Here is a 22,274-nt window from a genome sequence, read left to right on the forward strand (position 1 = left end):
TCTCCATGGCCAAGCCGACGACAGGCAAGAACGCCGCTTCCCGACGCCAGACTCCGGCCTCACCTAGCGCGGAGCTCCTGCTGGAGATTGGAACAGAGGAGCTCCCGCACCAGTTCATTGCCCCCGCGCTACGCTCTCTCCGAGAGTCGGCCGAACGGCTGTTCAAGGAACACCGGCTCACCCACGGCACCATCGGAACGTTCGGAACGCCGAGGCGGCTCGTCCTGGCGGTTCAGGCCCTGGCCGGCCGGCAGACGGCGACGATGCGCGAAGCCATGGGCCCTTCGAAAGCCGTCGCCTTCGACGCAGCCGGACAGCCGACGAAGGCCGCCCTCGGGTTCGCCGGTTCGCAGGGAATCGCCGTCGCCGACCTGGGGATCCGCCGGACCCCCAAGGGCGAATACGTCTTTGCCGTCAAGCGCGACCAAGGACGTACGGCCCCGGCAATCCTCGCGGAGCTCCTGCCCGGCCTGATCGCCGGCCTCTCCTTTCCCAAGTCCATGAAGTGGAACGAGACCGGCCTGCGCTTCGCGCGGCCCATCCGCTGGCTGCTCGCCCTCTACGGCGGCAAGCCCGTTCCGTTTCAGGTCGGCGGCATCTCCTCCGGCGCCAAAACCTGGGGCCATCGGTTCCTCGGCCCATCGGGGAAGGGAAGCCGGCTGGGCCTGCCGGTGAAGGATCTCAAGTCCTACCAGCACGTGCTGAAGAAGCACTTCGTCATCCCGGATCAGGACGAACGGCGCAGGCTGATTGACAAGCAACTGGATGACCTGGCCAGGTCGGCTCGCGGGCATCTGCACCGGGACGAAGAGCTGCTGGAGCAGGCCGTCTACGCGGTGGAGCACCCGCACGCCGTCCTCGGAGAGTTCAATCCGCAGTACCTGTCCCTCCCCAAAGAGACCATCATGACCGCGATGAAGGAGCACCAGGGCTTCTTCGCCCTCATGGACCGGAAGGGGAACGTGCTCCCGCGCTTCGTCTCGGTCACGAACATGAAGCTGCCCAACATGGGGCTGATCAGGGCGGGGAACGAGCGGGTGCTGGCCGCCCGGCTGGCCGACGCCAAGTTCTACTTCGACGAGGATCGGAAGACCAGGCTGGCCGATCGGATGGAGAAGCTCAAAGGGGTCATCTTTCACCAAAAGATCGGCACGCAGTACGAGCGGACCCTTCGTCTGAAAGAGCTGGCTGGGGAATTGGCCAACAGACTCCAACAGGCGGGTCTGCCAGTTGAACCAACCGTTAACACGACCTGCCGCCGCGCCGCGGAATTGTGCAAGGCTGACCTTACCACGGGCCTTGTCGGCGAGTTCCCAACTCTTCAGGGCGTCATGGGAGGGGAATATGCCAGGCACGACGGGGAGCCGGAAGAAGTCTGCCGCGCGATCGCCGAACAGTACCTTCCCCGGTTCGCGGAGGACGAGCTGCCCAAGACGCAGGCCGGCCTGATCCTGTCTCTTGCGGACCGGCTCGATTCGATCTTCTCGTTCTTCCGCGTCGGTCTCATCCCCAGCGGCTCCGAGGATCCGTTCGGGCTCAGGCGGCATGCCCTGGCCATTGTCAGAATCATTCTGGAGGGCAACCTGCCGTTAGACCTCGGGAAGTTAGCGGTCACAGTCTACGATATCTTGCTCGACGCAGGGATTAAGTCCGCCACTGCCGCGGCCAAAGCTGACACGCCTCATCCAGAAGTTGAGTTCATCCTGGACCGGTTGCGATACTATGGACGGACAGTAGATGGATTGCGGGACGACGTCATGGACGCCGTGCTTGAGGCTGAGAGGAAGAGGACGCCGACTCTGGAGGACCGGTTCAAGAACTTGCCCGACCTGTACGCCAGGATGAAAGCCATCCAGGCCATTACGACCAGGCCCGAGTTCGATCCGCTGATGATCGGCTTCAAGCGGGCGCACCGCATCGTGGAGAAGGAGCGATGGGTGCAGGAGGAGGTGGACCCGGTCCTCTTCCAGCATCCCTCCGAGACCGAGCTGCACAAGGCCCTCGACGAGGTGAGGCTCCAGGTTCCCTATGCCATCGCGCAGGGGGACTATGCGACGGCCCTCGACGGGCTCGTCCGGCTCAAGCCGGCCATTGATGCGTTCTTCGTCGGCGTGCTGGTCAACACCGAGGAAAAACGCTTGCGGGAGAATCGTCTGTCGCTCCTGTGCGCGGTGGACCGGCTGTTCCTGCAGTTCGCGGACTTTTCGCAGATCGTGGTGCAGGGGGCCTGATGGGGTAGCCAGCCCATGACCGACCCGGGCGAAGACCGCGCCGTCTCCGCGGACCCTGGCGCGGAGGAGAAGACTCGACGGCTGCGACGCTACGCCTACGGCGTCACGGCCGCGATGATCGTCCTGTGCAATGCGATCTTTCTGCTGGGGGTGTGGGGAAGCGGCGTCAACCTGGAAACCCTGGTCCGCATGCCGGACGTCTTCGATCCGGCCAAGGACGTGTGTCTGCGGCTGAGCTGGCACCGGGTGCCCGGGGTCGAGGGTCCGGTGCGGCTCTGCAACGAGTGGATCAACCTGTCGGATCCCTCGGGGCAGACGCACCAGTTCCAGAAGGACACCAAGATCGTGCAGGGCGCTGACGGCCGGCTGTATTTCGAGCACGGCACCAGAGTAGACTACCGGCTGTTTCTGCTCGGCGCCTTCATCGCGGCCGTGATCGCGATGGGCCTTCTGCTCAAGCGCTACCTGATCACCCGGTACCGGCTGCGGCTGGAGACCCAGGGCGGCGGAGGCTAAAGTTCCGGACGACTTCATCACGAGCAAAGGTAGGATCAGGCATGAAGAAATACGTCTATTACTTCGGTGACGGCAAGGCCGAAGGAGCCGGCGACAACAAGGAGCTGCTCGGCGGCAAAGGGGCCGGACTGGCCGAGATGACCAACCTGCGGATCTCCGTCCCCCCCGGCTTCACGATCACGACCGAGGCCTGCATCGAGTATTACAAGCGCAGGAAGACCTACCCGCCGGGGATGTGGGATCAGGCGATGCAGGCCCTGAAGAAGGTCGAGCGGTCCATGAACGCCCGCTTCGGGGATCCGGCCAGTCCGCTCCTCGTGTCGGTCCGCTCCGGAGCCCGGGCCTCCATGCCCGGGATGATGGACACGGTCCTGAACGTCGGGCTCAACGAACGGACCGTCGAAGGGCTGACGGCCAAGACGAGGAACGAGCGGTTCGCCCAGGACAGCTACCGGCGCTTCATCACGATGTTCGGCAGCGTGGTCATGGGCGTGGACCGGGAGCGGTTCGAAGAGATCCTTTCGCACGTGAAGGCCGAGCGGCGGGTCAAGCACGACACGGAACTGGACGCCAAGGCGCTCAAGGAACTGGTCCACCTGTTCAAGGGCGCCGTGCGCGAGGCGACCGGCCGCGAGTTTCCGGAGGACCCGATCGAGCAGCTCCGGATGGGCATCAACGCGGTCTTCACCTCCTGGTTCGGCGCCCGGGCCGTGACCTACCGGCGGCTCTACAACATCCCGGACAGTTGGGGCACGGCCGTGAACGTGGTCGCCATGGTCTTCGGCAACATGGGGGACACGAGCGGCACCGGCGTGGCGTTCACGCGCGACCCGGCCTCCGGCGAGCCCACCTTCTTCGGCGAGTGCCTGCTGAACGCCCAGGGGGAGGACGTCGTCGCCGGCATTCGGACGCCGCTGCCGGTGAAGGCCCTGGCCCAGACCCTGCCGCGGGCCTACAAGGACCTCGTGGCCACGCAGAAGACGCTCGAGCGCCACTACCGCGACATGTTGGACCTGGAGTTCACGATCCAGGAAGGCAAGCTCTACATGCTCCAGACGCGGGTCGGGAAGCGGACCGGCATCGCCGCGGTGCGCATCGCCGTGGACATGGTGAAGGAGGGATTGATCAGCAAACGGGAAGCGGTCCTGCGCGTCGCCCCGGAGCAGCTCTCCCAGTACCTCTACCCGATCTTCGACTCGGCGGAGGAGGGGAAGCATCCGCCGATCGGCAAGGGCCTGCCCGCGGGACCGGGGGCCGCCGCCGGCAAGATCGCGCTCACGCCGGACCGGGCGGTGGAGATGCAGGCACGGGGAGAACGGGTCATCCTGGTCCGGCAGGAGACCAGCCCGGACGACATCCACGGCATGAACGCGGCGCTGGGTTTCCTGACCGCCAGGGGCGGGATGACTTCGCACGCCGCCGTGGTGGCCAGGCAGATGGGCAAGGTCTGCGTGGCCGGCTGTGAGGCGGTGGAGGTGGGAAGCGGCAACACGGTCCGGATCGGCTCGCAGCAATTCCGGGAAGGCGACTACCTCTCGATCAACGGTTTCACCGGCCAGGTCTACGCGGGAGACATTCCCGTGGTCCCCTCAGAAGTCATTCAGGTCATTCAGGGCAAGCTGGACCCGAAGCAGTCGGAGAAGTACCGGCGCTTCGCGACGTTCCTCAGGTGGGCCGACGAGTTCCGCGCCTTGAAGGTCCGGGCCAACGCGGACATCCCGGACCAGGCCATGGTCGCGCGCGGTTTCGGGGCGGAAGGCATCGGGCTCTGCCGGACCGAGCACATGTTTTTCGCGGACGATCGGATCCCCATCATGCAGAAGATGATCCTCGCCCGCACCAGCCAGGAGCGCGAGCGGTACCTGGACCAGTTGCTCCCGCTGCAGAAGCAGGACTTCATCGGCCTCTACCGGGAGATGCAGGGCTTTCCGGTGACCATCCGCCTCCTGGACCCGCCGCTCCACGAGTTCCTGCCCCATCGGGAGGACCTGATGGTGGAAATCGCCCGGCTGGAGCTGACCGGCGGAGACCGGGCCCTCGTCGAGGAGAAGCGCCAGCTCCTGGCGAGGGTGGAGGAGTTGCACGAGTTCAACCCGATGCTGGGGCTGCGGGGATGCCGCCTCGGGATCACCATGCCGGAGATCACCCGGATGCAGACCCGCGCGATCATCGAAGCCGCCTGCGAGGTGGCGCGCGAGGGGAAGAAGATCGTCCCCGAGATCATGATCCCGCTCGTCGGCATGGTCTCGGAGATGAAGGCCCAGAAGGAGCTGATCCGCGAGGTGGCGGACGAGACGCTCAAGCGCTGCGGGATGAAGCTGACCTACCTGGTGGGCACGATGATCGAGCTGCCGCGGGCCGCCGTGACCGCCGGGCGGATCGCGGAAGAGGCCGAGTTCTTCTCGTTCGGCACCAACGACCTGACCCAGACCACCTTCGGGTTCTCGCGCGACGACGCCGCCAAGTTCGTCGGGTTCTACATGCGGCGGCAGGACAGTTGTCCCCACTGTCTGTCCACCGACGTGGACTGGAAGGAGATGAAGTGCCGCAGCTGCGGCGCCGCCATCGCCAAGAAGGCCGAGAACATCCTGGACGCCGACCCCTTCGCCGTCCTGGACCGGGAAGGGGTCGGGGCCATGATGCGCATGGCCATCACCGAGGGCCGCCAGACGCGCCCGGACATCAAGCTGGGCATCTGCGGAGAGCACGGCGGAGAGCCGAGCTCCGTCGCCTTCTGCCACGAGCTGGGCCTGAACTACGTCAGCTGCTCCCCGTACCGGGTCGCGATCGCGCGGCTCGCGGCGGCTCAAGCGGCGCTGCAAGCCGACCCCGGCAGCGCCCTGAAGAGAGCCGGCCGCGGGGCACGGACCCGGCGTGGCAAGGCTGCACCGGCCCGGCGGCCAAGTCGGCGCGCCAGGTGAGCCGGTCCGACCTCGACCGCCGGCACATGGCGTTGGCGCTCCGCCTCGCCGCCAAGGGACGCGGCGCCACGAGCCCGAACCCGATGGTCGGAGCGGTGATCGTCGCGAACGGCCGCATCGTCGGCCGGGGCTACCACCGGCGGGCCGGCGAGCCCCATGCCGAGCGACTGGCTCTGCGAGCGGCCGGGCGCCGCGCCAGGGGCGCCACCCTCTACGTCACCCTCGAGCCTTGCAGCCACACCAAGAAGCGTACGCCTCCCTGCGTCCCGGCCGTGCTCGCAAGCGGCCTCCGCCGCATCGTCGTCGGGATGAAGGACCCCAATCCCCTGGTTGCGGGACGAGGCATCCGGGCCCTTCGCCGGGCCGGCATCAGAGTCGAGGTCGGCTGCCTGGGCAAAGAAGCGGAACGGCTGAACCAATTCTACTGTCATTGGCGGAGAACCGGCCGGCCTTTCGTCATCCTGAAAGCGGCCATGACCCTGGACGGAAAGATCGCGACAGCCGGCGGGGAGTCCCGGTGGATCACCGGCCCGGCGGCCAGGCGCGAGGTCCATCGGCTGCGCAGCCAGGTGGACGCGATCCTCGTGGGGATCGGGACCGTCCTCCGCGACGATCCGCGGCTGACCGCGAGGCCGCCGCATCGGGCCGGACACGCCCCCCGGCAACCCCTCCGCGTCATCCTCGACAGCACGCTCCGTATCCCCCCGTCGGCCCGCGTGCTCACGCGGCCGCCCGGCAGCCCAACCGTCAACACGTTGATCGTCACGACCGTCAGGGCCCCCAGACAACGGATCCGACGCCTGCGCGAGCGGGGAGTGGGGGTGCTCGTCCTGCCGGCCAGCCGCGGGCAGGTTTCGCTCCGTGCCTGTCTGGCGCACCTGGGCAAGCGCGGCATCAGCTCGGCCCTCATCGAAGGGGGAAGCCGCATCCACGCGTCGGCGCTCCGTGAGAATCTGGTGGATCACGTGAAGCTCTTCGTCGCTCCGCGTCTTCTGGGCGGTCAGGACGCCAAGGCCGTCATCGGCGGGGCGTCACCCAAACGGCTCGCGGAGGCCGTTCCCCTGCACGGGGTCTCGGTCACGAATCTGGACGGAGACTTCCTCATCGAAGGAACGCCTGCACGCTAGGCTCGTCCTGTCCCAGCCTCGATACCTCCGCACAAAACTGAACAGCCATCCGAACCGGTCGGTTCCCCCTTCTTCCAGGAAAACAAGACGTTAGCAAGCCCGGCGGATGGCACAGCTCTTGCTGGACCGGCTGGGCATGAACCATCGCACATCAGCCGCTTCGACCTGGACCGTTCCGCCGATTCTCACCCAATCCGAGGAGGCGGCCGCATCCACGCTCGCGAGTTTTGGGTCGCTCCTGAGCCTTCGCGACGCGGAGACCTTCGCCCATTCCCAGCGGGTCATCCGTTACGCGCTGAAGCTGGGCCGGCGGTTGGGACTGGCGTGGGAAGGCTTGTCCACCTTGGGACGGGGAGTGTTCCTGCACGACCTGGGAAAGATTCACGTCCCCAAGACCATCCTGAACAAACCCGGCCCCCTCTCCGAAGCCGAATGGGTCGTCATGAAACGGCACCCCGCGACCGGATACGGCATGCTCCGCACGGCCCCCCACCTCGAGGACGAAGCCCGCATCGTCCTGTGCCACCACGAGTGGTATGACGGGACCGGATATCCGCAAGGGCTCAAGGGGGAACAAATCCCGCTTGGAGCGAGGATCTGCGCCGTGGTGGACATGCTGGACGCCCTCACCTCGGCGCGTCCCTACCGGCGCTCCGTGAGCTTCGCCGAAGCTTGCGAGCAGATTCGATCCGAACGCGAGACCCACTTCGACCCGTTCGTCGTCGAAGCCTTCCTGTCAATCAGCGGGGCGGAGTGGCAGGCGCTGAAGGAGGAGGACCACGGCCTCCGGTCGTTCGTCTCGCCCTTCGCGGCTCGCCCGCTCGCGCCGTGGAAGGGCGTCCACGCCACGTTCGCCGTCGTTCGGGAGAGGTGAGGCGCTGATGGACGGTCCCGTTCGCTGTCCCTCCTGTGGGAGCCCGTTCGTGTTCCGGGTCAAACGGAAGCTGGTGGACCGTCTGGCCAGTCTCCTCGGGCTCTATCCCTTCGTTTGCGAATCCTGTCACAACCGTTTCCGGGCCGTCGCCTCAAACCAGCCCAAGATCGGCCGCATCGGCCGGTGGTTTTGACAAGCTCAAACTAAAGATGCTACCGTCTTTCCGTGCGCCGGCTGCCTGGGCTCGACGATTCCCTTCTTCCGACTTCCGCTTTTCCGACGATCTTCCGGAACCGGTTCGGCAACGCCGTCGTCTTACTCCCTCTCCTGATTCTGCTCTCCCTCTGTGACGCGCCGCCCGCCGGTTCGGACGAATCTCAGAGATGGACACTCGATCCGGTGGTCCAGACATTTCTCCGGACCGAGGACGCCGACCAAGCCGACCGGACGCTGGCCGCCATCCTGCACCGTCCCGACGCGACCCTGGGCGCGGTGGACGCAGCCATCGCCGCCGGGCCGCGGTACCGGGACGAAGCGACGGGCTTGCAGCCGGGGGTGCCGGTCCGCGTCAAGGGCCGGACCTTCCACTACGGACTCTATGTTCCCGCCTCCTACCGTCCGACTCAGGACCATGCGCTCGTCGTCTGCCTGCACGGCGCCGGATTCACGGGAGACGCCTACCTGGAGCGGTGGCGGCCCCGCCTGGGCGAAGGCTACATCCTGGCCTGTCCGACCTTCATCGCAGGCACCTGGTGGACCCGCCAAGCCGAGGAGTTGGTCCTGGCCACGATCCGGGCGGTCCAGACCCGGTACCGGATCGACCCGGATCGCATCTTCCTTACCGGCATGTCCAACGGCGGCATCGGCACGTACCTGATCGGGATGCACCACGCGCCCCTGTTCGCCGGCCTGGCGCCGATGGCCAGCGGCCTGGACGACGTCCTGTGGCCGTTTCTCGAGAACCTTCGGCAGACGCCGGTCTATCTGATCCATGGAGCCAGGGATCAGGTCATGCCGGTGGAGCTGAGCCGGGCGATCGCGGAGGAACTGTCGCGTCTCGGCTATGAGTTCCAGTATCGGGAGCACGATCGAACCCATCCGATGGCGGGCGGGCATTTCTTTCCCCGGGAGGAGCTGCCGGCCCTGGTCTCCTGGTTCGGAGCGCGCCGCCGGAACCCGCTGCCTCGTCACGTGACGGTCGTGCGCGACGCCACCCACTTGGCCCCGTTCGGATGGGTCCGGATCGACGCCACGGACCCGATCGCCGCCTTCCGAGACGATCTGATTGAAAGCCGGGACGACGCGGTCAGGAACCGTCTGTACGCGAAACTAGACGTCCGGATCGCCGAACCCAATCGGATCGAAGTCCACACGCGGCGGGTGAGACGATACAGCCTGTTCCTGAACTCCACTCTGGTCGACTTCTCCAAACCGGTCACGGTCGTGACGGACGGACGGACCAGCTTCGAGGGCACGGTCACTCCCAACGTGGAGACGCTGTTGCGCGACGCGCGACGCCGGCAGGACCGTCGCATGCGGTTCTCGGCCGTCGTGACCATTGCCTCGGAATCCCGGCCGTGACCCCGTTCCTCCTCCTCTGCGGCATCGGCGTTTCCTGTTTCATCAGCTACAACCTGGTCCGGATGCCCGCGTTGGCCCTCTTTGCCCAGTCTCTGGGGGCGGGGCCTGAGCGCATCGGCCTCGTGGTCTCGGTCTCCACCCTGGCCGGCGTGCTGATGAAGCTGCCGGCCGGGGCCCTCTCGGACATCTACGGCCGGCGGGTTCTGATGCGGGTCGGCATCCTCGCGTTCGGACTGCCGCCCTTCTTCTATCCGTTCGTCTCCGACCTGGAGCAACTGATCGGCCTGCGCTTCGCGCACGGGCTGGCCACCGCGATCTTCGCCCCCAGCGCGCTGGCGACGGTGGCCGACCTGTACCGGGAGCGGCGCGGCGCCGCGCTGGGCTGGTACACCGCGTCCACCCAGGCCGGCGCTCTCCTGGGCCCGGTGCTGGGCGGGTGGCTGGTCTACGCCGCCGGATTTCCCGCGACCTTCGTGACCGCGGGGGTCTTCGGCTGCCTGGGCCTGTTCCTCTTCCTCAGCCTGCGGCTGGCGCCGCCTCCGCCGCGCGCGGTCGAAAAGGGGATCGGGGCGGTCCTGGGGGAAGTATGGAAGGGCTCGCGCACGGTCTGGCGCAATACCAGGGTGCTGGTCACCAGCGGCACCGACGCGGCCAAGATGGTCGCCAACGGCGCGCTCATGGCGTTCCTGCCGATCTACGGGGTTGCGGTCGGCTTGAACCCCGGCGAGGTGGGCCTGCTGTTCGGTATCCAGGGCGTCACCTCGTTCCTCTCCAAGCCGGTGATGGGACGGGCGTCCGACCTGGTCGGGCGCCGTCCGCTCATCCTGATCGGGCTGGTCATCTGCGCCGGCACGTTTCTGCTGATCCCGCAGGTCTCCGCCCTCCCGCTCCTGCTCCTCCTCGCCGCCGGCTTCGGGTTCGGCGAGGCAGTCGTGACTTCGTCCACCACGGCCCTGGTGGCGGACCTGTCCGAGCTCAAGACGATGGGCGCGGGCATCGGCATGCAGGGCACGATCAACGACATCGGGCACGCGGCCGGCCCTCTGCTGGCCGGGGTCTTGATCGCACATCTGAGCTATCGGGGCGCCTTCGCCGCCATCTCCGGGCTGCAGGTGGCGGCCGCGCTGGTCTTCTGGCGCGTCGTGCGGCAATAGGGGCCAGCCGGTGCACACAACCGGCGACGGTGTGATAAGATCGGTCTCCGTCGGAGTTCTGCCGTGAGACCGGACATCGGGACAGGCGACATCGTGGTGGGCGTCCTGGCGACGCTGGGTGTCGTCGTCCTGATCGTGGTGTTCGTCTTGGTCGTCAAGCACGTGCTGCTCAAGAAGGAAGAATAGCAGGATGTTCACCGGCATCGTGGAGGAAATGGGCGTCGTCAAGTCGCTGGAGGGAAGCCTGGCGGGCAGCCGCCTGTCCATCCTCGCTTCGACGGTCATGAGCGACCTGGCGATCGGCGCCAGCGTCAGCGTGAACGGGGCCTGTCTGACCGTCGTCTCGGTCGGGGAGCGGGAGTTCGCCGTCGAGGTTTCGCCCGAGACGCTCTCCGTGACCAACCTGGGCAGGCTGGCGGCCGGGATGCCGGTGAACCTGGAACGGGCAATGAGGATCAACGAGCGGATCGGCGGGCACCTGGTGGCCGGGCACGTGGACGCGGTCGGCTCGATCCGCGACCGGCGTCAGGAGGGGAACTCGCTCGTGCTGACGATCGAAGCCCCGACCGAGATTCTCCGCTACTGCGTGCCGAAGGGCTCCGTCACGATCGACGGGATCAGCATGACCGTGAACGAAGTCACCGACCGGACGTTCAGCGTCGCGGTGATCCCCCACACGGCGAAAGCGACCACGCTGGGCCTCAAACACCCGGGAGACTCGGTCAACCTGGAGTCGGACCTGATCGGCAAGTACGTCGAGCGGCTCCTGCAGGAGCGGAGCCACCTGCCTCCCAAACCGCCCCCCGCGATCGACCGGGACTACCTCCTCAAGCGCGGGCTGATCTGAGAAGGCGAGGGGCACGAGGCCAGAGGCGAGCGGGGCGGAATCCGAGACGCTTTCTCTCGCCCTTTGCCTCTCGCCTCTCGCCACCCATCATTTCACCAAAAACGGCTTCGAATCCTCGCCCGAGGCGGTCGTGACCGTGAGGAGCAACATGCCTTTCTTGCCGGCGGGCACCGTCGCCGTCACGGTCGAATCGTTCGCATGGGTGAACTTCGCCGCCTGGCCCGGCCCGAACGACACGCCCGTGAGGCATCCGACCGCGCCGAAATTCTGGCCGGTGATCGTGACCGCCGTGCCCGGCTTGCCCTCGTCGGGCTTGACCTGCTGGATCTTCGGCGCCTCGCCGAAGCAGGTTTTGGATTTGGCCGCGGCCGCCGCCGCCGAGGCTTTGGTGCTCTCCACCTTTGCCGTGCCGCTCCTGTCCGCTTTTGCCGCCTTCCGCTGCTTGGCCGGTTTCTCTTTCTCGGCGGCCGTCACGACTCCGGGCTGACCAACGAGCACCATCGTCATGATCGCAGACGCCGCGGCCACCGTCCACAGAACTCGTGCCTGCACGCGCATCGCCGGCCTCCTTCTCTCGGTTGGCCTCGGGCTCATCGCCCTCGGGTTGGTTGTGACACCGTCACTCTTCGATCGTTGAGATGTCGCCTGGATCCTGTCCCAACTCCTTGGCCTTCAAGACCCGGCGCATGATCTTGCCGGAGCGGGTCTTGGGGAGCGACGAAACGACCTCGATCTCCTGCGGTACCGCGATTTTGCCCAGTTCCTTGCGCACGTGGTCCTTGAGAGCCTGGATCAGGTCGTGGCTCTCCTGGTGCCCCTGCTTGAGAATCACGAAGGCTTTGATGGCCTCACCAGCCGTCTTGTGGGGCTTGCCGATCACCGCCGCCTCGGCGACCGCGAAGTGACTGACCAGCGCGCTCTCCACCTCGGCGGTGCCGATGCGGTTGCCGGCCACTTTGATCACGTCGTCGGCGCGGCCCATGAACCAGAAGTACCCGTGCTCGTCCTTGCGGCAGACGTCGCCGGCCGTGTAGCAGTTGGGGATCGTGTTCCAGTACACCTTGTAGCGGTCCGGGTCCTTGTAGATCGTGCGCATCATGGACGGCCAGGGCTTCTTGATCACCGCGAACCCGCCGGCGTTGGCCGGCAGCGGGTTCCCCTGACGGTCCACCACGTCCGCCTCGACGCCCAGGAAGGGGCGCGTGGCGGATCCGGGCTTGAGCGGCACGGTGGGAAGGGGCGTGACGAGGATCATGCCGGTCTCGGTCTGCCACCAGGTATCCATGATCGGCCTGGTCCCCCCGGTCACCCGGTGGAACCACTCCCAGGCCTCCGGGTTGATGGGCTCTCCCACGCTCCCGAGCACGCGCAGCGACGCGAGGTCGTATTTCTTGGGCCACTCCTCCCCGTACTTCATGAGCAACCGGATCGCCGTGGGGGTCGTGTAGAAGATCGAGACCCCGTACTGTTCGATCAGCGACCACCAGCGTCCTGGATTCGGATAGTCCGGCTTCCCCTCCGCGGTGAGGATCGTGGCTCCGTTCAGGAGCGGGCCGTAGACGATGTAGCTGTGCCCCGTGACCCAGCCCGGATCGGCCACGCAGAAGTAAACGTCCTCCTCCTTCAGATCGAAGACGTACTTGGTCGTGATGTACGTGCCGACCATGTAGCCGCCGTGCACGTGCACGACGCCTTTGGGCTTGCCGGTGGTCCCGGAGGTGTACAGGATGTACAGGGGAGTCTCGGAGTCCAGCGGCTCCGCATCGCAGACCGCCTTCTCGCCTTCGAGCCAGGCGTCCCAGTCGATCTCCTTGGGCGCCGAGAGCGGGATGCCCGGCTTCTGGCGCCGCACCACCACCACGGTCTCGACGCTGCCGCAGTTCGACACGGCCTGGTCCACGACGCTCTTGAGGTTGATGGTCTTCCCCCGGTCGTAGCCCACGTCCGCCGTGATGACGACCCGTGACTCGGCGTCCTGAATCCGGCTTTCCAGGGCCGGGGCGCTGAACCCCGAGTAGACGACGCTGTGGATCGCCCCGATCCTGGCGCAGGCCAGCATGGCGACGATCTGCTCGGGGATCTTGGGAAGATAGATCGTGACCCGGTCGCCCTTGCCGAGGCCGAGCGCCTTGAGGGCGTTGGCGCAGCGGTTCACCTGCCGGTACAGTTCGCCGTAGGTGAAGACCCGCTCTTCTCCCTGTTCGCCGACCCAAATGACTGCCACCTTGTTCTTGCGCCAGCCCTTCACGTGCCGGTCCAGGCAGTTGTAGGAGATGTTGCAGGTGGCGCCGACGAACCACTTGGCCCAGGGATAATTCCACTCGAGAACCCGCCGCCACGGCGTGAACCACTCGAGCTCCTTGGCGACCCCGTCCCAGAAGACCTCGGGATCGGCGATCGACCGGCGGTACTCGGACTCGTAATCCGTGACGTGGGCCGTCGCTTTCAGCGCCGCGGGCGGGTGGATGATCCGGTCCACCCGCAGCAGACTGTCAACCTGCTCGACCGCCTTGTTTTCCATGGACCCGTCCCCTCTGCCCCGGTTTCACAACGGCGGCGATCATTATGCGCAAGCTGCTCCCTATCTGCAAGTCTTCTGCGGCTTGACAGTCCGAAGATGCGGAGAGTAGCATCAATTTACGTAGCTCGCCGACGCGAAGCAGCCATGCACCGAGCGCACCGGGCACGCTGGGCCTCCACCTCGACATGAAGCCCCTGACACGACTGGCCATTGTGGTCTTGGCGACCCTGCTGCAGTCCCTCGCTGCCCCGGGATTCGCCCAACTCGGCAGGCCCGAGGGGCTCTACTACAAGTCCTGGGGCGTGGTCATCGGGATCGACAATTACTTGGTAGCCCCCAAGTTGACCTGGGCCGTCGCCGACGCCAAGGCCGTGGCCGGTGCCCTCCGGCAACTCGGCTTCGAGGAAGTCATCGAAGTCTACGACAAGGACGCCAAGTCCAGGAACGTCAAGGAACTGCTGAACAACTCCCTCATGCGCAAGGTCGGACGTCAAGATCGGGTCGTGATCTTCTTCGCCGGCCATGCAGACGTGACCCGGGACATGAACGGCAAGGAGCTGGGGTACCTGGTTCCCTGGGACGCGCAGCCCACGAACGCGTCCAAGGCCCTGACCCTGGACGACCTGAAGGAGTTTTCGCGCCGCGCGATGGCGAAACACATCCTCTTCCTGCTGGACGTCGGCATCGCCGGGTGGGAGGTCACCCCTCCGCAGCAGCTCTCTTTGGAGGGACGCATGTCCCCCGAGGACGAGACCGACAAGCGGGCCGTCCAGATCTTCACAGCCGCGGGCAAAGGGGAAACGCCGGTTCAGCAAGACGGGCTCAGCGTCTTCGTGAAGGCCTTCGTCACCGGACTGAAAGGGGCGGCGGACGGGGATAAGAACGGCTGGGTGATGGCCAGCGAACTGGGTGCCTACGTCAAGCGGCAGGTCGAGCAGGCGACCCAAGGCACGCAACATCCCCAATTCGCGCGGCTGGACGGCGACGGCGACGCGGTTCTGATCGAGGGGAAGAAAAGCGCGTATCGGGCCGGCCCCGAGCCCCAGACGCAGGAAGAGCGGGCCGCGGCGGCCAAACAGGAATACGAACAGGCCTTCTCGCTGCTCCAGCAGCAGAAGTCCGCGCAGGAGGCGCTGGAGCGACTGGACAAGGCCATCGGCTACGACCCGTCGTTCGGAGACGCCTACGTGCTCAAAAGCTACCTGCTCCTGGAGTTCCAGCCCAACCTGGATCAGGCGCTCGTGGCCGCCGAGCTGGGGATCAAATACGCGCCCAAGAATCCGGACTCCTTCTACACCCTCGGCCTGGTACTCCAGCGAAAAGGCCGGTTCGCCGATGCGGAGCAGGCGCTGCGGAAGGCCATCGCCGTCAACCCGACTTATACGGACGTGTTCCTCACGCTCGGAGACCTCTACGCCCAGGACCTCAAGGATCAGAAGAAAGCCGTGGAGAGCTACCAGCGGTACCTGGAGACCGGCGGCACGGAGAATCGCGTCCGCGAATATCTCAGCCGGGCCGGCGCCACCCAGCCGGCCGAGAAGCAGTAACTGGCGTCGCTCGTCTTTCGTGGCTCGCATCTCGCTGAAACATCATATTTCCGACGAACGACGCTCCACGGATGACGAACGACGCTTCTTAGTCCTGCGCCCCGCCCTTCAGGTACCCCAAGCCGATCTTCAACGCTCGCCGCGTCACTTCGGCCCAGCGGACCTCCGGATATTCGGCCAGCACCGCCGCTGCCTTCGGGTCCTGCACGTCCAGATCAACGACCTTGATGATCCCGTCTTGAATTTTGACTTCCGCCACCGTTCCCTCCTTTGCCCGTCGGGCCACGCTACCGAAAGCCGTCCGACGCCGTCAAGCCCGCCGGTTCGTTGACAGGTCCCAGGTCGCATGCTAGCATCACTTTTAAAGTTTTCGAGCGATTCCGCCGATACGTTCCATGCTGCGATGTTCACCGACCCCGCCCGGCCACGTCTCATCAGCTTATGAAGAAGGGAGGACGTCCATGACCCGGAAAATGGCCGCTCTGATTCGCTTCATGGAGTGCGGACTCTTCGTCTCGCTGCTCCTCACCCTCTCCGCCTGCGGAGGTCCCCCGACCTGGGTGAAGAAAGGCTCCGGCCCGATGAACTCCAACGACGAGCGGGTATTTTACGGAGTCGGCTCGGTCGAAGGCATCCAGCATGCGGATTCGCTCGCCTGGGAGGCAGCCGAGAATCGGGCCCGGGCAGAAATGGTCCGGAACCTCCAGGCCTACACCGCCTACCTGATGCGCGACTACGCCGCCGCCACGACCGCCGGCGACTTCTCGAAGACGGCCGAGGAGCAAAACATCGAGCGGGCAGTCAAAACCTTCGCCGCCGCGACGTTGACCGGCGTCAGGAAGGTGGACCAGTACAAGGACAAAGAGACCGGCACCTACTACGTGCTGGTCAAGATGGACCTGGAGCGCGCCAAGGAAATGCTCGGACAGTCCAAGGAGTTGAACAAGCAGGTCCGGGAATACGTCCGGCAAAACGCCGAGCGCCTGTTCGACAAGCTGGAAAAGGAAGAAGCCAAGCAGGCGCAGAAGTGATCCGCCTTCAGCGTCCAGCGTTCCGCCTCCACGGAAAGGCCGTCGCCGCCGCGACGTGCCTGGCCGTCCTCGCGCTCGCGGCCTTCGGCTGCGGGAGCGGGGTCAAGGTCACCCGCGTGGACGAGAACCTGGTCACCGACTTCAGCGGGCGCTGGAACGACACGGACTCCCGGCTGGTGGCGGAGGCGATGGTCAGGGACGCCCTTGCGAGCCCCTGGCTGGAGAACTACGAGCGCAGCAAGGGACAACAGCCGGTCGTGATCGTCGGCACGGTCCTGAACCGGAGTCACGAGCACATCAACGTGCAGACCTTCGTCACCGACCTTTCCCGCGAGCTGACCAATTCCCAGAAGGTGGTGTTCGTCGCCGGGAGGGGCGAACGGGAGGAGATCCGGGAGGAGCGGCGCGAGCAGGCCATCCACTCCCGCGAAGACACGCAGAAGGCGCCGGGCAAGGAGCTCGGGGCGGACTTCATGCTGAAGGGGGCCATCTCCAGCATCCCGGACGAGTCGGACGGGGTCAAAGCGGTGTTCTACCAGGTGGATCTGGAAATGGTCGACCTTGAAACCAACGTGAAGGCCTGGTTCGGCCAGAAGAAGATCAAGAAAGTCGTCGAGCGGAAACGTGTTGGATTCTGAGTCCCGCGCGCGTGAGCCGTGGACTCCCGTGCCAGTCCCTTCCGACCCCGGGCCGGCAGCTCCCCGCCAGATCCTCCCGGTCTCCATTTCCGCTTTCCTTCTGCTCGCCGCTCTCGGACTGGTCCTCGACGGCTGCAGCCAGCGGGTCAGCCGTTATGCGCTCGTGGACGACAGCCTGCGCGCCGGCGATCCCACGCGGGCGGATCAGGTCGTGGAGCGGGCGGAACCGGAGTACGGCGCCGCCGGCCGGGTCCTGTATCGGATGGACCGCGGCATGACCTTGCACCTGGCGCATCGCTACCGGGAGAGCAACGTGCTTCTGGAACAGGCGGAAGAGGAAATCGAACGGTTGTACACCAGGCGAGTGGGCACCGAGACGAGGGCCTTCCTGGTCAACGACGCGCTGCTGCCGTACGAAGGCGATCCGTACGAGCAGGTCATGGTCAACGTGCTCAAGGCGCTCAACTATGCGGCGCTCGGCCTGTGGGACGACGCCCTGGTGGAGGCCCGGCGGATCGACCACAGGCTGAACGTCCTGTCCGACCAAGCCGACGGGCGGAATTCCTATCGCGACGACCCGTTCGCCCGGTACCTCACCGGCGTCCTCTACGAGGTGACCGGCGACACCAACAACGCCTTCATCGCCTTCCGCAAGGCCTACGAGGGCTATCGCCAGTCCCTTTCCTGGACGCACGTGCAAGTGCCCCACGGATTGCGGGCCGATCTCCTGCGGACGACGGAAGCCCTCCAGCTCGCCCAGGAGCACGAGGAATACCGGCAAGCCTTCCCTGACGCGGCCTGGCAACCCTCCGCCGTCACGGGGCAACTCGCCCACATCGTGGTGATCAGCTATAATGGCCGCGCGCCGCGCAAGGAAGACTTGTTCCTGGATCTGCCCGTCAGCCTCGACGCGCTCAGGCTCGTGCTCTTGACGAAGTCGGTCGTCGGCCCCGGCAACCAAGACAGCCGCGCCGCGGAGAGTCTCCTGTACGGACTCAACGGACGGGTGGTGCGGGTCGCGGTCCCCACGCTCATGCCGCAGAAGACCCCCGTGGCCTACTCGCAAATCAGCCTCCTGGGCGCCAACGACACGGTGAGCGGGCGCACGGAGCTGGCGCAGAACATCGCCGCGCTGGCCGAACGGAGCCTCGGTGAGCGGTTCGGACGGATTGCGATGAAGGCCGTGGCCCGCGCGGCCGTGAAATACGCCCTGGCCGAAGGGGTCGGCCACGGGGCCAGGATGGCCGCGGGCCACAACGACGCCGGACCGTTGATCGGCCTGCTGGTCGGGAGCCTGGCCCACTTGCTAGCCATCTCGTCCGAAGAGGCGGACAAGCGGAGCTGGCGAACCCTCCCCGACGAAATCCAGATCGCGCGACTCTGGATCGCGCCGGGCACTTACGAGCTGCGCCTCCGCTCGGTCACGAAGACCGGCGAGGTGGGGCGCGAATCGGTCCAGTCCGTCACGCTGCAGGCCGGTGAAACCCGGTTCGTGACGCAACGGGTGCTGCCGTGAACAGGCGGCGGCTCGGAACCCTTGCCGCGTGCCTGGCCATCCTGGTCCTGGCCTGTCTCGGCTGCTCGGGAAGCGGATGGAGCCGGCCGCCGGTCTGGATCGAGGGCGCGAGCCCCTCGTTCCCTCCGGATCAGTATCTGGTCGGCGTCGGACAGGCAGACTCCCAGCCGGCCGCGGCCGAACGGGCGTACGCGGCGGTCGCCAGAATCTTCAAGGCGGAGGTCAGCGCCCAGTCCCGAGACTGGGAATCCTTCCTCCTGTTCGAGAACCGGGGAACCACGAGCAGCCAGCGCCGCCTGACCCTGGATCAGCTCACGCGCGTGTCGACCGACAAGGTGCTGGAGAACGTCAGGATTCTGGACGGGTGGTTCGATCCGAAGAGCGGCCTGCACTATGCGCTGGCCGGGATGAACCGCACCCAGGCCGGAGCGGGGCTCCTGGAGCGGGTCACGGAACTGGACGGAAAGATCGAGACCGAGTTGCAGGAGGCCCGGCAATCGCCGGACAGGCTGGCTCGGCTCCGGAATCTCCGGCGGGCGGTGAAGGACCTCGTCGTGCGCGAAGCCTACAATGCGGACCTGCGGGTGATCAGACCGAGCGGGCGAGGGGAGGCTTCCCCCCACCGGGTGGCCGAGCTGACCGCCGAGCTGGAGCAGTTCCTCTCGGCCAACGTCGCGATCAGCGTCGAGGTCAGCGGAGAGCAGGCGGAGCCGGTCCGCCGCGCCGTCGTGGAAGGGCTGATCCGCGAAGGCCTGCCCGTCGTCGCCGGACCGGTCGGCCAGGACGGAGGACGCGCCGACTCCAAGCCGGTCGAGTTCGTCGCCAGGGGAACGGTGCGCCTCTGGAACGTCATGGTCCCGGACCCTCGGTTCCGCTACGTCCGCTGGTGCAGCGATTTCGTCGTCGTGGAACCGGGCACGCAGCGGATCGTCGGCGCGGTGTCGCGGGCCGGCCGGGAGGGGCACCTCAGCGAAGGAGAAGCAAAGGCCAAGGCGGTCCGCGTCATGCAGCAGGAGCTGACCTCGGAGCTGGCCAGGACCCTCGCCAGCTACGTCTACGGCGACGCGGAATCGCTGCCCAATCCACCCCCGTCCGCCTGCCCGGGGGAGGGGAGCATCAGCGGCAATCGGGGAACGGGCGACAGATCATCATGAGAGGGAGGTCCATGCACAGGCACATCAGCTACGCGAGCAGCCGGCAGACGGCTGGTTCGCCGGCCGGCGCAACCGGGCGAACGTCCAGCCGTCAGGGCAAGCAACGGGCCGTCGAGCGGATCAAGGGGGAGACCCGCGCCGTTCACGCGGGGAGCCTGCTGGGCACGCTCCGCAAGCAGGGATACGAAGAGCTGCCGCTGGACGAGATCCAAGACCGGCTCTCGAAGCTCCGCACCGCCTTGGCGGAGTTCGTCTTATCCAGGAGGGGATGAGCATGCCGTTCTACTATTTCGACACGTCGGCACTGGTCAAGCGGTACAGCCGGGAGCGCGGGACCAGGACGGTCAACCGGCTGCTGGCCAAGCGCGGCATGACCGCGATCCTCGGCACCGTCTCGATCCCGGAATTCTATTCGGCTCTGGCGCTCAAGGCGCAGCAGGGGGAGCTCACCAGGGACGACTGGTACTCGGTCCTGTTCAAGTTCGAGGCCGAGTCGGACCGGGGGCTCTTCCACTACATCGCCCCCTCGGCGCGCACGTTCCTGACGACCAAGCAGATGATCCTGGACTATCCGTTCCTGCGAAGCACCCAGGCCGTTCAACTGGCGCTGGTGCAGGAATTGAAACCGCTCCGGCTGACCATGGTGAGCTCGGACCGGCAGATTCTGGAGCTCTGCCGCCCCTTCGGGATCACACCCGTCAACCCCGAAGACGATTAGCAGGAAGAGCTGATGGCGCATGGCTTATGGCGGGAAAGAAGGGATCCCACCGCTCTTGACCATACGCCATAGGCTATAAGCCATTGGCTCTTCTCTTCACCCGCATTGAAAATCGCCGGCCAGGCCCTCCAGGGTCCGGCTCCAGTCCTCAGCCGCCGCGCGGAGCCGCCGGACCTCCTGGCGAGCCGTCCGATCGTCCCCGAGCAGCGCGATCGCCCGCGTGACGGCTTGCTCCGCCAGCTTCATGGTGCCGCAGACGCCGGAGGAGGCGGGCGGCTGGCCGCCGGCCCGCTGAAAGAGGGCCAGCGCGCGGTAGCCGTGCTCCTGGGCTCGGAAAAGGGCTTCGGCCCCGCGATAGTACCGCCCCGGCTCCTGCGCCTGCTGCCGGGCCGCCAGTTGCGCGGCCATGAGGGCGGCCTTGCCGCTGTTCATGGCGGCGCCGTCCGCATCGCCGTTGGCAATCGCCTCCTCGGCCTTGCTCCGGAGCCGCTCCATCTCGGCCTCGTCCCCGATGACCTGCGCGGGCACATCAGAGCCGGCCAGCCAGAGCAGCAGGACGGCAAATCCAATCAGAGGAAGGATGTTCAAAAAGGCCGTCCAGCGAGGCCGCAGCCAGCGAGGAGGCGAGGCGTACCGGGGACCCGTTGCTCGGCACAATGCAACGGGTGAATGGTACGTTGAGCCTCCGAGCACAGCGAGAACAAAGCTGGGAGCCTTTTTCAACATCCGGCTAATTCATCTGATCGGAGGTGTCGATCTGCTTGAGACTATAGCTGACCGCGTCCCAGAGCCTGCCCTCCTGGGAGCTGCGGTCGCTCGTACGGACGTTGCGCAGCGACCGCTGCAACGCCAGCAGCGGTTCGTAGGCGCGCTTGTCCGGGAGCTTGCCCAAGGCCCAGACGATTTCGGTCTTGACCGCAAGGTCGTCGGTCTTCAAGGCCTCGAGCAGCGGAGGGATGATCGCAAAATCCCCGTGCAACCCTCCCAGCAGGCCGAGCCCGCGGGCGGCGGCGATCTGGAGCTCCGGCTTGCCGCTCTTGAGCGCCTCGATCAGTGCGGGGATCCCGTCCTTGTGGCCGATGCTTCCCAAGGCCAGGGCCGCGGCCCTGGCAGCGGCGAGATCGGCCCCCTTGAGTTCGGCGACCAGGCGGGGAACGGCCTTGACCTCGAACAGGTCGCCCAGCAGGGCAATCACCTCCACCTTCCGCGCCGACGTGACGCCCGGTGCGTCGAGCAGCTTCAGCAAGCGGTCTTCCTGTCCCCACTCGGCCGCCACGCGGATGGGAAAGTCATACTGCTCCAGCCGCTCCTTCAGCTTCGCCAGCGCATAGGCTCCCGGATCGCCCGCCTTGGCCTCCGACGCCGCCTTGATCGCGTCCGCGAAGTCCGTCCGCACTTCCTTCCGCCAGCCGGATTTCCTTCCGTCGAGGAGGTACGTGAACTGACAGGCCGGGCCTTTCCAGACGCGGGACGGGGAGTCCGGAACGTCCGCGTCGCCTCCGGACGCGCTGGTCCCTTCCCAGACCTTCCGCTGCTCGCACTTCACCTTGAAGACAGCGTCGTGCGGCTGGGCCGGATCGGTCAAGACCGTGTACCCGACCTCCCGGAGGCGCCGCACCACCTCGTCGGTCAGCGGCCCCGGATCAACCGGACCCTGATCCGTGATGGCCAGCACCTCCACCAGCACCAGAGTAATCCTCTCCAAGCGCGCCTTCTGCTCCGGCGTCAGCACCTCCCGGCGCGCCGAGATCTCGGCGGGAATCAGACAAAGCACCAGCAAGAGTAAGAAGCCGAGCAATCGCAGCATGATCGCCTCCGCAATGGGAACGAATGACGCTACTCCGAACCCACTCTACTCAAACCGCGCGGAAGTCCGCAAGTTGAAGCAGGGAGGGCTG

At 66.3% G+C, this 22,274-nt stretch carries 22 protein-coding genes; 17 read left to right on the plus strand and 5 right to left on the minus strand.

Translation table 11 applies throughout. The features are described from left to right. The first annotated feature begins 5 nt into the window (after positions 1 to 5). The 10 genes from glyS (at position 6) to AB1411_08415 (ending at position 11,251) form a co-directional block, all read left to right on the plus strand. Complete coding sequence (gene glyS, locus AB1411_08370; GenBank protein MEW6543613.1) at positions 6 to 2,231, plus strand: glycine--tRNA ligase subunit beta; 2,226 nt, start codon at positions 6 to 8, stop codon at positions 2,229 to 2,231. 15 nt (positions 2,232 to 2,246) lie between these two features. After that, positions 2,247 to 2,747, plus strand: coding sequence for a hypothetical protein (locus AB1411_08375; protein ID MEW6543614.1), 501 nt, complete (start codon positions 2,247 to 2,249; stop codon positions 2,745 to 2,747). Positions 2,748 to 2,788: 41 nt separating this feature from the next. Next, on the plus strand, positions 2,789 to 5,668 hold the full coding sequence (ppdK, locus tag AB1411_08380) for a pyruvate, phosphate dikinase (protein ID MEW6543615.1): 2,880 nt from the start codon (positions 2,789 to 2,791) through the stop codon (positions 5,666 to 5,668). Beyond that, positions 5,665 to 6,795 carry a bifunctional diaminohydroxyphosphoribosylaminopyrimidine deaminase/5-amino-6-(5-phosphoribosylamino)uracil reductase RibD gene (gene ribD, locus AB1411_08385; protein MEW6543616.1) on the plus strand — a complete coding sequence of 377 codons (1,131 nt, stop codon included), beginning with the start codon at positions 5,665 to 5,667 and terminating at the stop codon, positions 6,793 to 6,795. The genes ppdK and ribD overlap by 4 nt, the downstream gene beginning before the upstream one ends. A 106-nt stretch (positions 6,796 to 6,901) precedes the next feature. After that, positions 6,902 to 7,669 carry an HD-GYP domain-containing protein gene (locus AB1411_08390; GenBank protein MEW6543617.1) on the plus strand — a complete coding sequence of 256 codons (768 nt, stop codon included), beginning with the start codon at positions 6,902 to 6,904 and terminating at the stop codon, positions 7,667 to 7,669. 7 nt (positions 7,670 to 7,676) lie between these two features. Next, complete coding sequence (locus AB1411_08395) at positions 7,677 to 7,862, plus strand: hypothetical protein (protein ID MEW6543618.1); 186 nt, start codon at positions 7,677 to 7,679, stop codon at positions 7,860 to 7,862. Between the two features lie 32 nt (positions 7,863 to 7,894). After that, positions 7,895 to 9,250, plus strand: coding sequence for a hypothetical protein (locus AB1411_08400; GenBank protein ID MEW6543619.1), 1,356 nt, complete (start codon positions 7,895 to 7,897; stop codon positions 9,248 to 9,250). Then, a complete protein-coding gene (locus tag AB1411_08405; GenBank protein MEW6543620.1) occupies positions 9,247 to 10,404 on the plus strand; it encodes an MFS transporter in 1,158 nt (385 codons plus the stop codon). The genes AB1411_08400 and AB1411_08405 overlap by 4 nt, the downstream gene beginning before the upstream one ends. A 63-nt stretch (positions 10,405 to 10,467) precedes the next feature. After that, positions 10,468 to 10,590: a hypothetical protein gene (locus tag AB1411_08410; GenBank protein ID MEW6543621.1), complete on the plus strand. Its 123-nt coding sequence runs from the start codon at positions 10,468 to 10,470 to the stop codon at positions 10,588 to 10,590. Between the two features lie 4 nt (positions 10,591 to 10,594). Beyond that, positions 10,595 to 11,251, plus strand: a complete 657-nt coding sequence (locus AB1411_08415; GenBank protein ID MEW6543622.1) for a riboflavin synthase — start codon at positions 10,595 to 10,597, stop codon at positions 11,249 to 11,251. A gap of 87 nt (positions 11,252 to 11,338) precedes the next feature. Here the strand turns inward: AB1411_08415 and AB1411_08420 are convergent, their stop codons facing one another. Both AB1411_08420 and acs read right to left on the minus strand, forming a co-directional pair. Then, a complete protein-coding gene (locus tag AB1411_08420) occupies positions 11,339 to 11,809 on the minus strand; it encodes an IPT/TIG domain-containing protein (GenBank protein ID MEW6543623.1) in 471 nt (156 codons plus the stop codon). A gap of 61 nt (positions 11,810 to 11,870) precedes the next feature. Further along, positions 11,871 to 13,772, minus strand: a complete 1,902-nt coding sequence (gene acs / locus AB1411_08425) for an acetate--CoA ligase (GenBank protein ID MEW6543624.1) — start codon at positions 13,770 to 13,772, stop codon at positions 11,871 to 11,873. Positions 13,773 to 13,957: 185 nt separating this feature from the next. Between acs and AB1411_08430 the strand changes: the two genes are divergently transcribed. Beyond that, positions 13,958 to 15,319 carry a caspase family protein gene (locus AB1411_08430; protein ID MEW6543625.1) on the plus strand — a complete coding sequence of 454 codons (1,362 nt, stop codon included), beginning with the start codon at positions 13,958 to 13,960 and terminating at the stop codon, positions 15,317 to 15,319. Between the two features lie 88 nt (positions 15,320 to 15,407). Here the strand turns inward: AB1411_08430 and AB1411_08435 are convergent, their stop codons facing one another. Beyond that, positions 15,408 to 15,578, minus strand: a complete 171-nt coding sequence (locus AB1411_08435; GenBank protein ID MEW6543626.1) for a hypothetical protein — start codon at positions 15,576 to 15,578, stop codon at positions 15,408 to 15,410. A 202-nt stretch (positions 15,579 to 15,780) separates the two neighbouring features. Between AB1411_08435 and AB1411_08440 the strand changes: the two genes are divergently transcribed. From AB1411_08440 to AB1411_08465, 6 genes are read left to right on the plus strand one after another with little or no spacing between them, the layout of a single operon-like run. After that, positions 15,781 to 16,350 (plus strand): LPP20 family lipoprotein, encoded by a 570-nt coding sequence (locus tag AB1411_08440; protein ID MEW6543627.1) that lies wholly within the window; start codon positions 15,781 to 15,783, stop codon positions 16,348 to 16,350. Beyond that, on the plus strand, positions 16,347 to 16,988 hold the full coding sequence (locus AB1411_08445) for a penicillin-binding protein activator LpoB (GenBank protein ID MEW6543628.1): 642 nt from the start codon (positions 16,347 to 16,349) through the stop codon (positions 16,986 to 16,988). Before AB1411_08440 ends, AB1411_08445 begins: the two co-directional genes overlap by 4 nt. A 28-nt stretch (positions 16,989 to 17,016) precedes the next feature. Beyond that, the gene (locus tag AB1411_08450; GenBank protein ID MEW6543629.1) at positions 17,017 to 18,504 is read left to right on the plus strand and encodes a hypothetical protein; all 1,488 of its coding nucleotides are present in this window, start codon (positions 17,017 to 17,019) and stop codon (positions 18,502 to 18,504) included. Next, the gene (locus AB1411_08455) at positions 18,501 to 19,658 is read left to right on the plus strand and encodes an LPP20 family lipoprotein (protein ID MEW6543630.1); all 1,158 of its coding nucleotides are present in this window, start codon (positions 18,501 to 18,503) and stop codon (positions 19,656 to 19,658) included. Before AB1411_08450 ends, AB1411_08455 begins: the two co-directional genes overlap by 4 nt. Before the next feature lie 11 nt (positions 19,659 to 19,669). After that, positions 19,670 to 19,930: a hypothetical protein gene (locus tag AB1411_08460; protein ID MEW6543631.1), complete on the plus strand. Its 261-nt coding sequence runs from the start codon at positions 19,670 to 19,672 to the stop codon at positions 19,928 to 19,930. Then, positions 19,927 to 20,376 (plus strand): type II toxin-antitoxin system VapC family toxin, encoded by a 450-nt coding sequence (locus tag AB1411_08465; protein ID MEW6543632.1) that lies wholly within the window; start codon positions 19,927 to 19,929, stop codon positions 20,374 to 20,376. The genes AB1411_08460 and AB1411_08465 overlap by 4 nt, the downstream gene beginning before the upstream one ends. A gap of 96 nt (positions 20,377 to 20,472) precedes the next feature. On the opposite strand, the gene AB1411_08470 is transcribed toward AB1411_08465, so the two are convergent. Continuing rightward, positions 20,473 to 20,964, minus strand: coding sequence for a hypothetical protein (locus tag AB1411_08470; GenBank protein MEW6543633.1), 492 nt, complete (start codon positions 20,962 to 20,964; stop codon positions 20,473 to 20,475). 142 nt (positions 20,965 to 21,106) lie between these two features. After that, complete coding sequence (locus AB1411_08475; protein ID MEW6543634.1) at positions 21,107 to 22,183, minus strand: HEAT repeat domain-containing protein; 1,077 nt, start codon at positions 22,181 to 22,183, stop codon at positions 21,107 to 21,109. Between the last annotated feature and the right edge of the window lie 91 nt (positions 22,184 to 22,274).

The organism is Nitrospirota bacterium, assembly GCA_040757595.1.
Taxonomy (GTDB): Bacteria; Nitrospirota; Nitrospiria; order Nitrospirales; family Nitrospiraceae; genus JBFLWP01.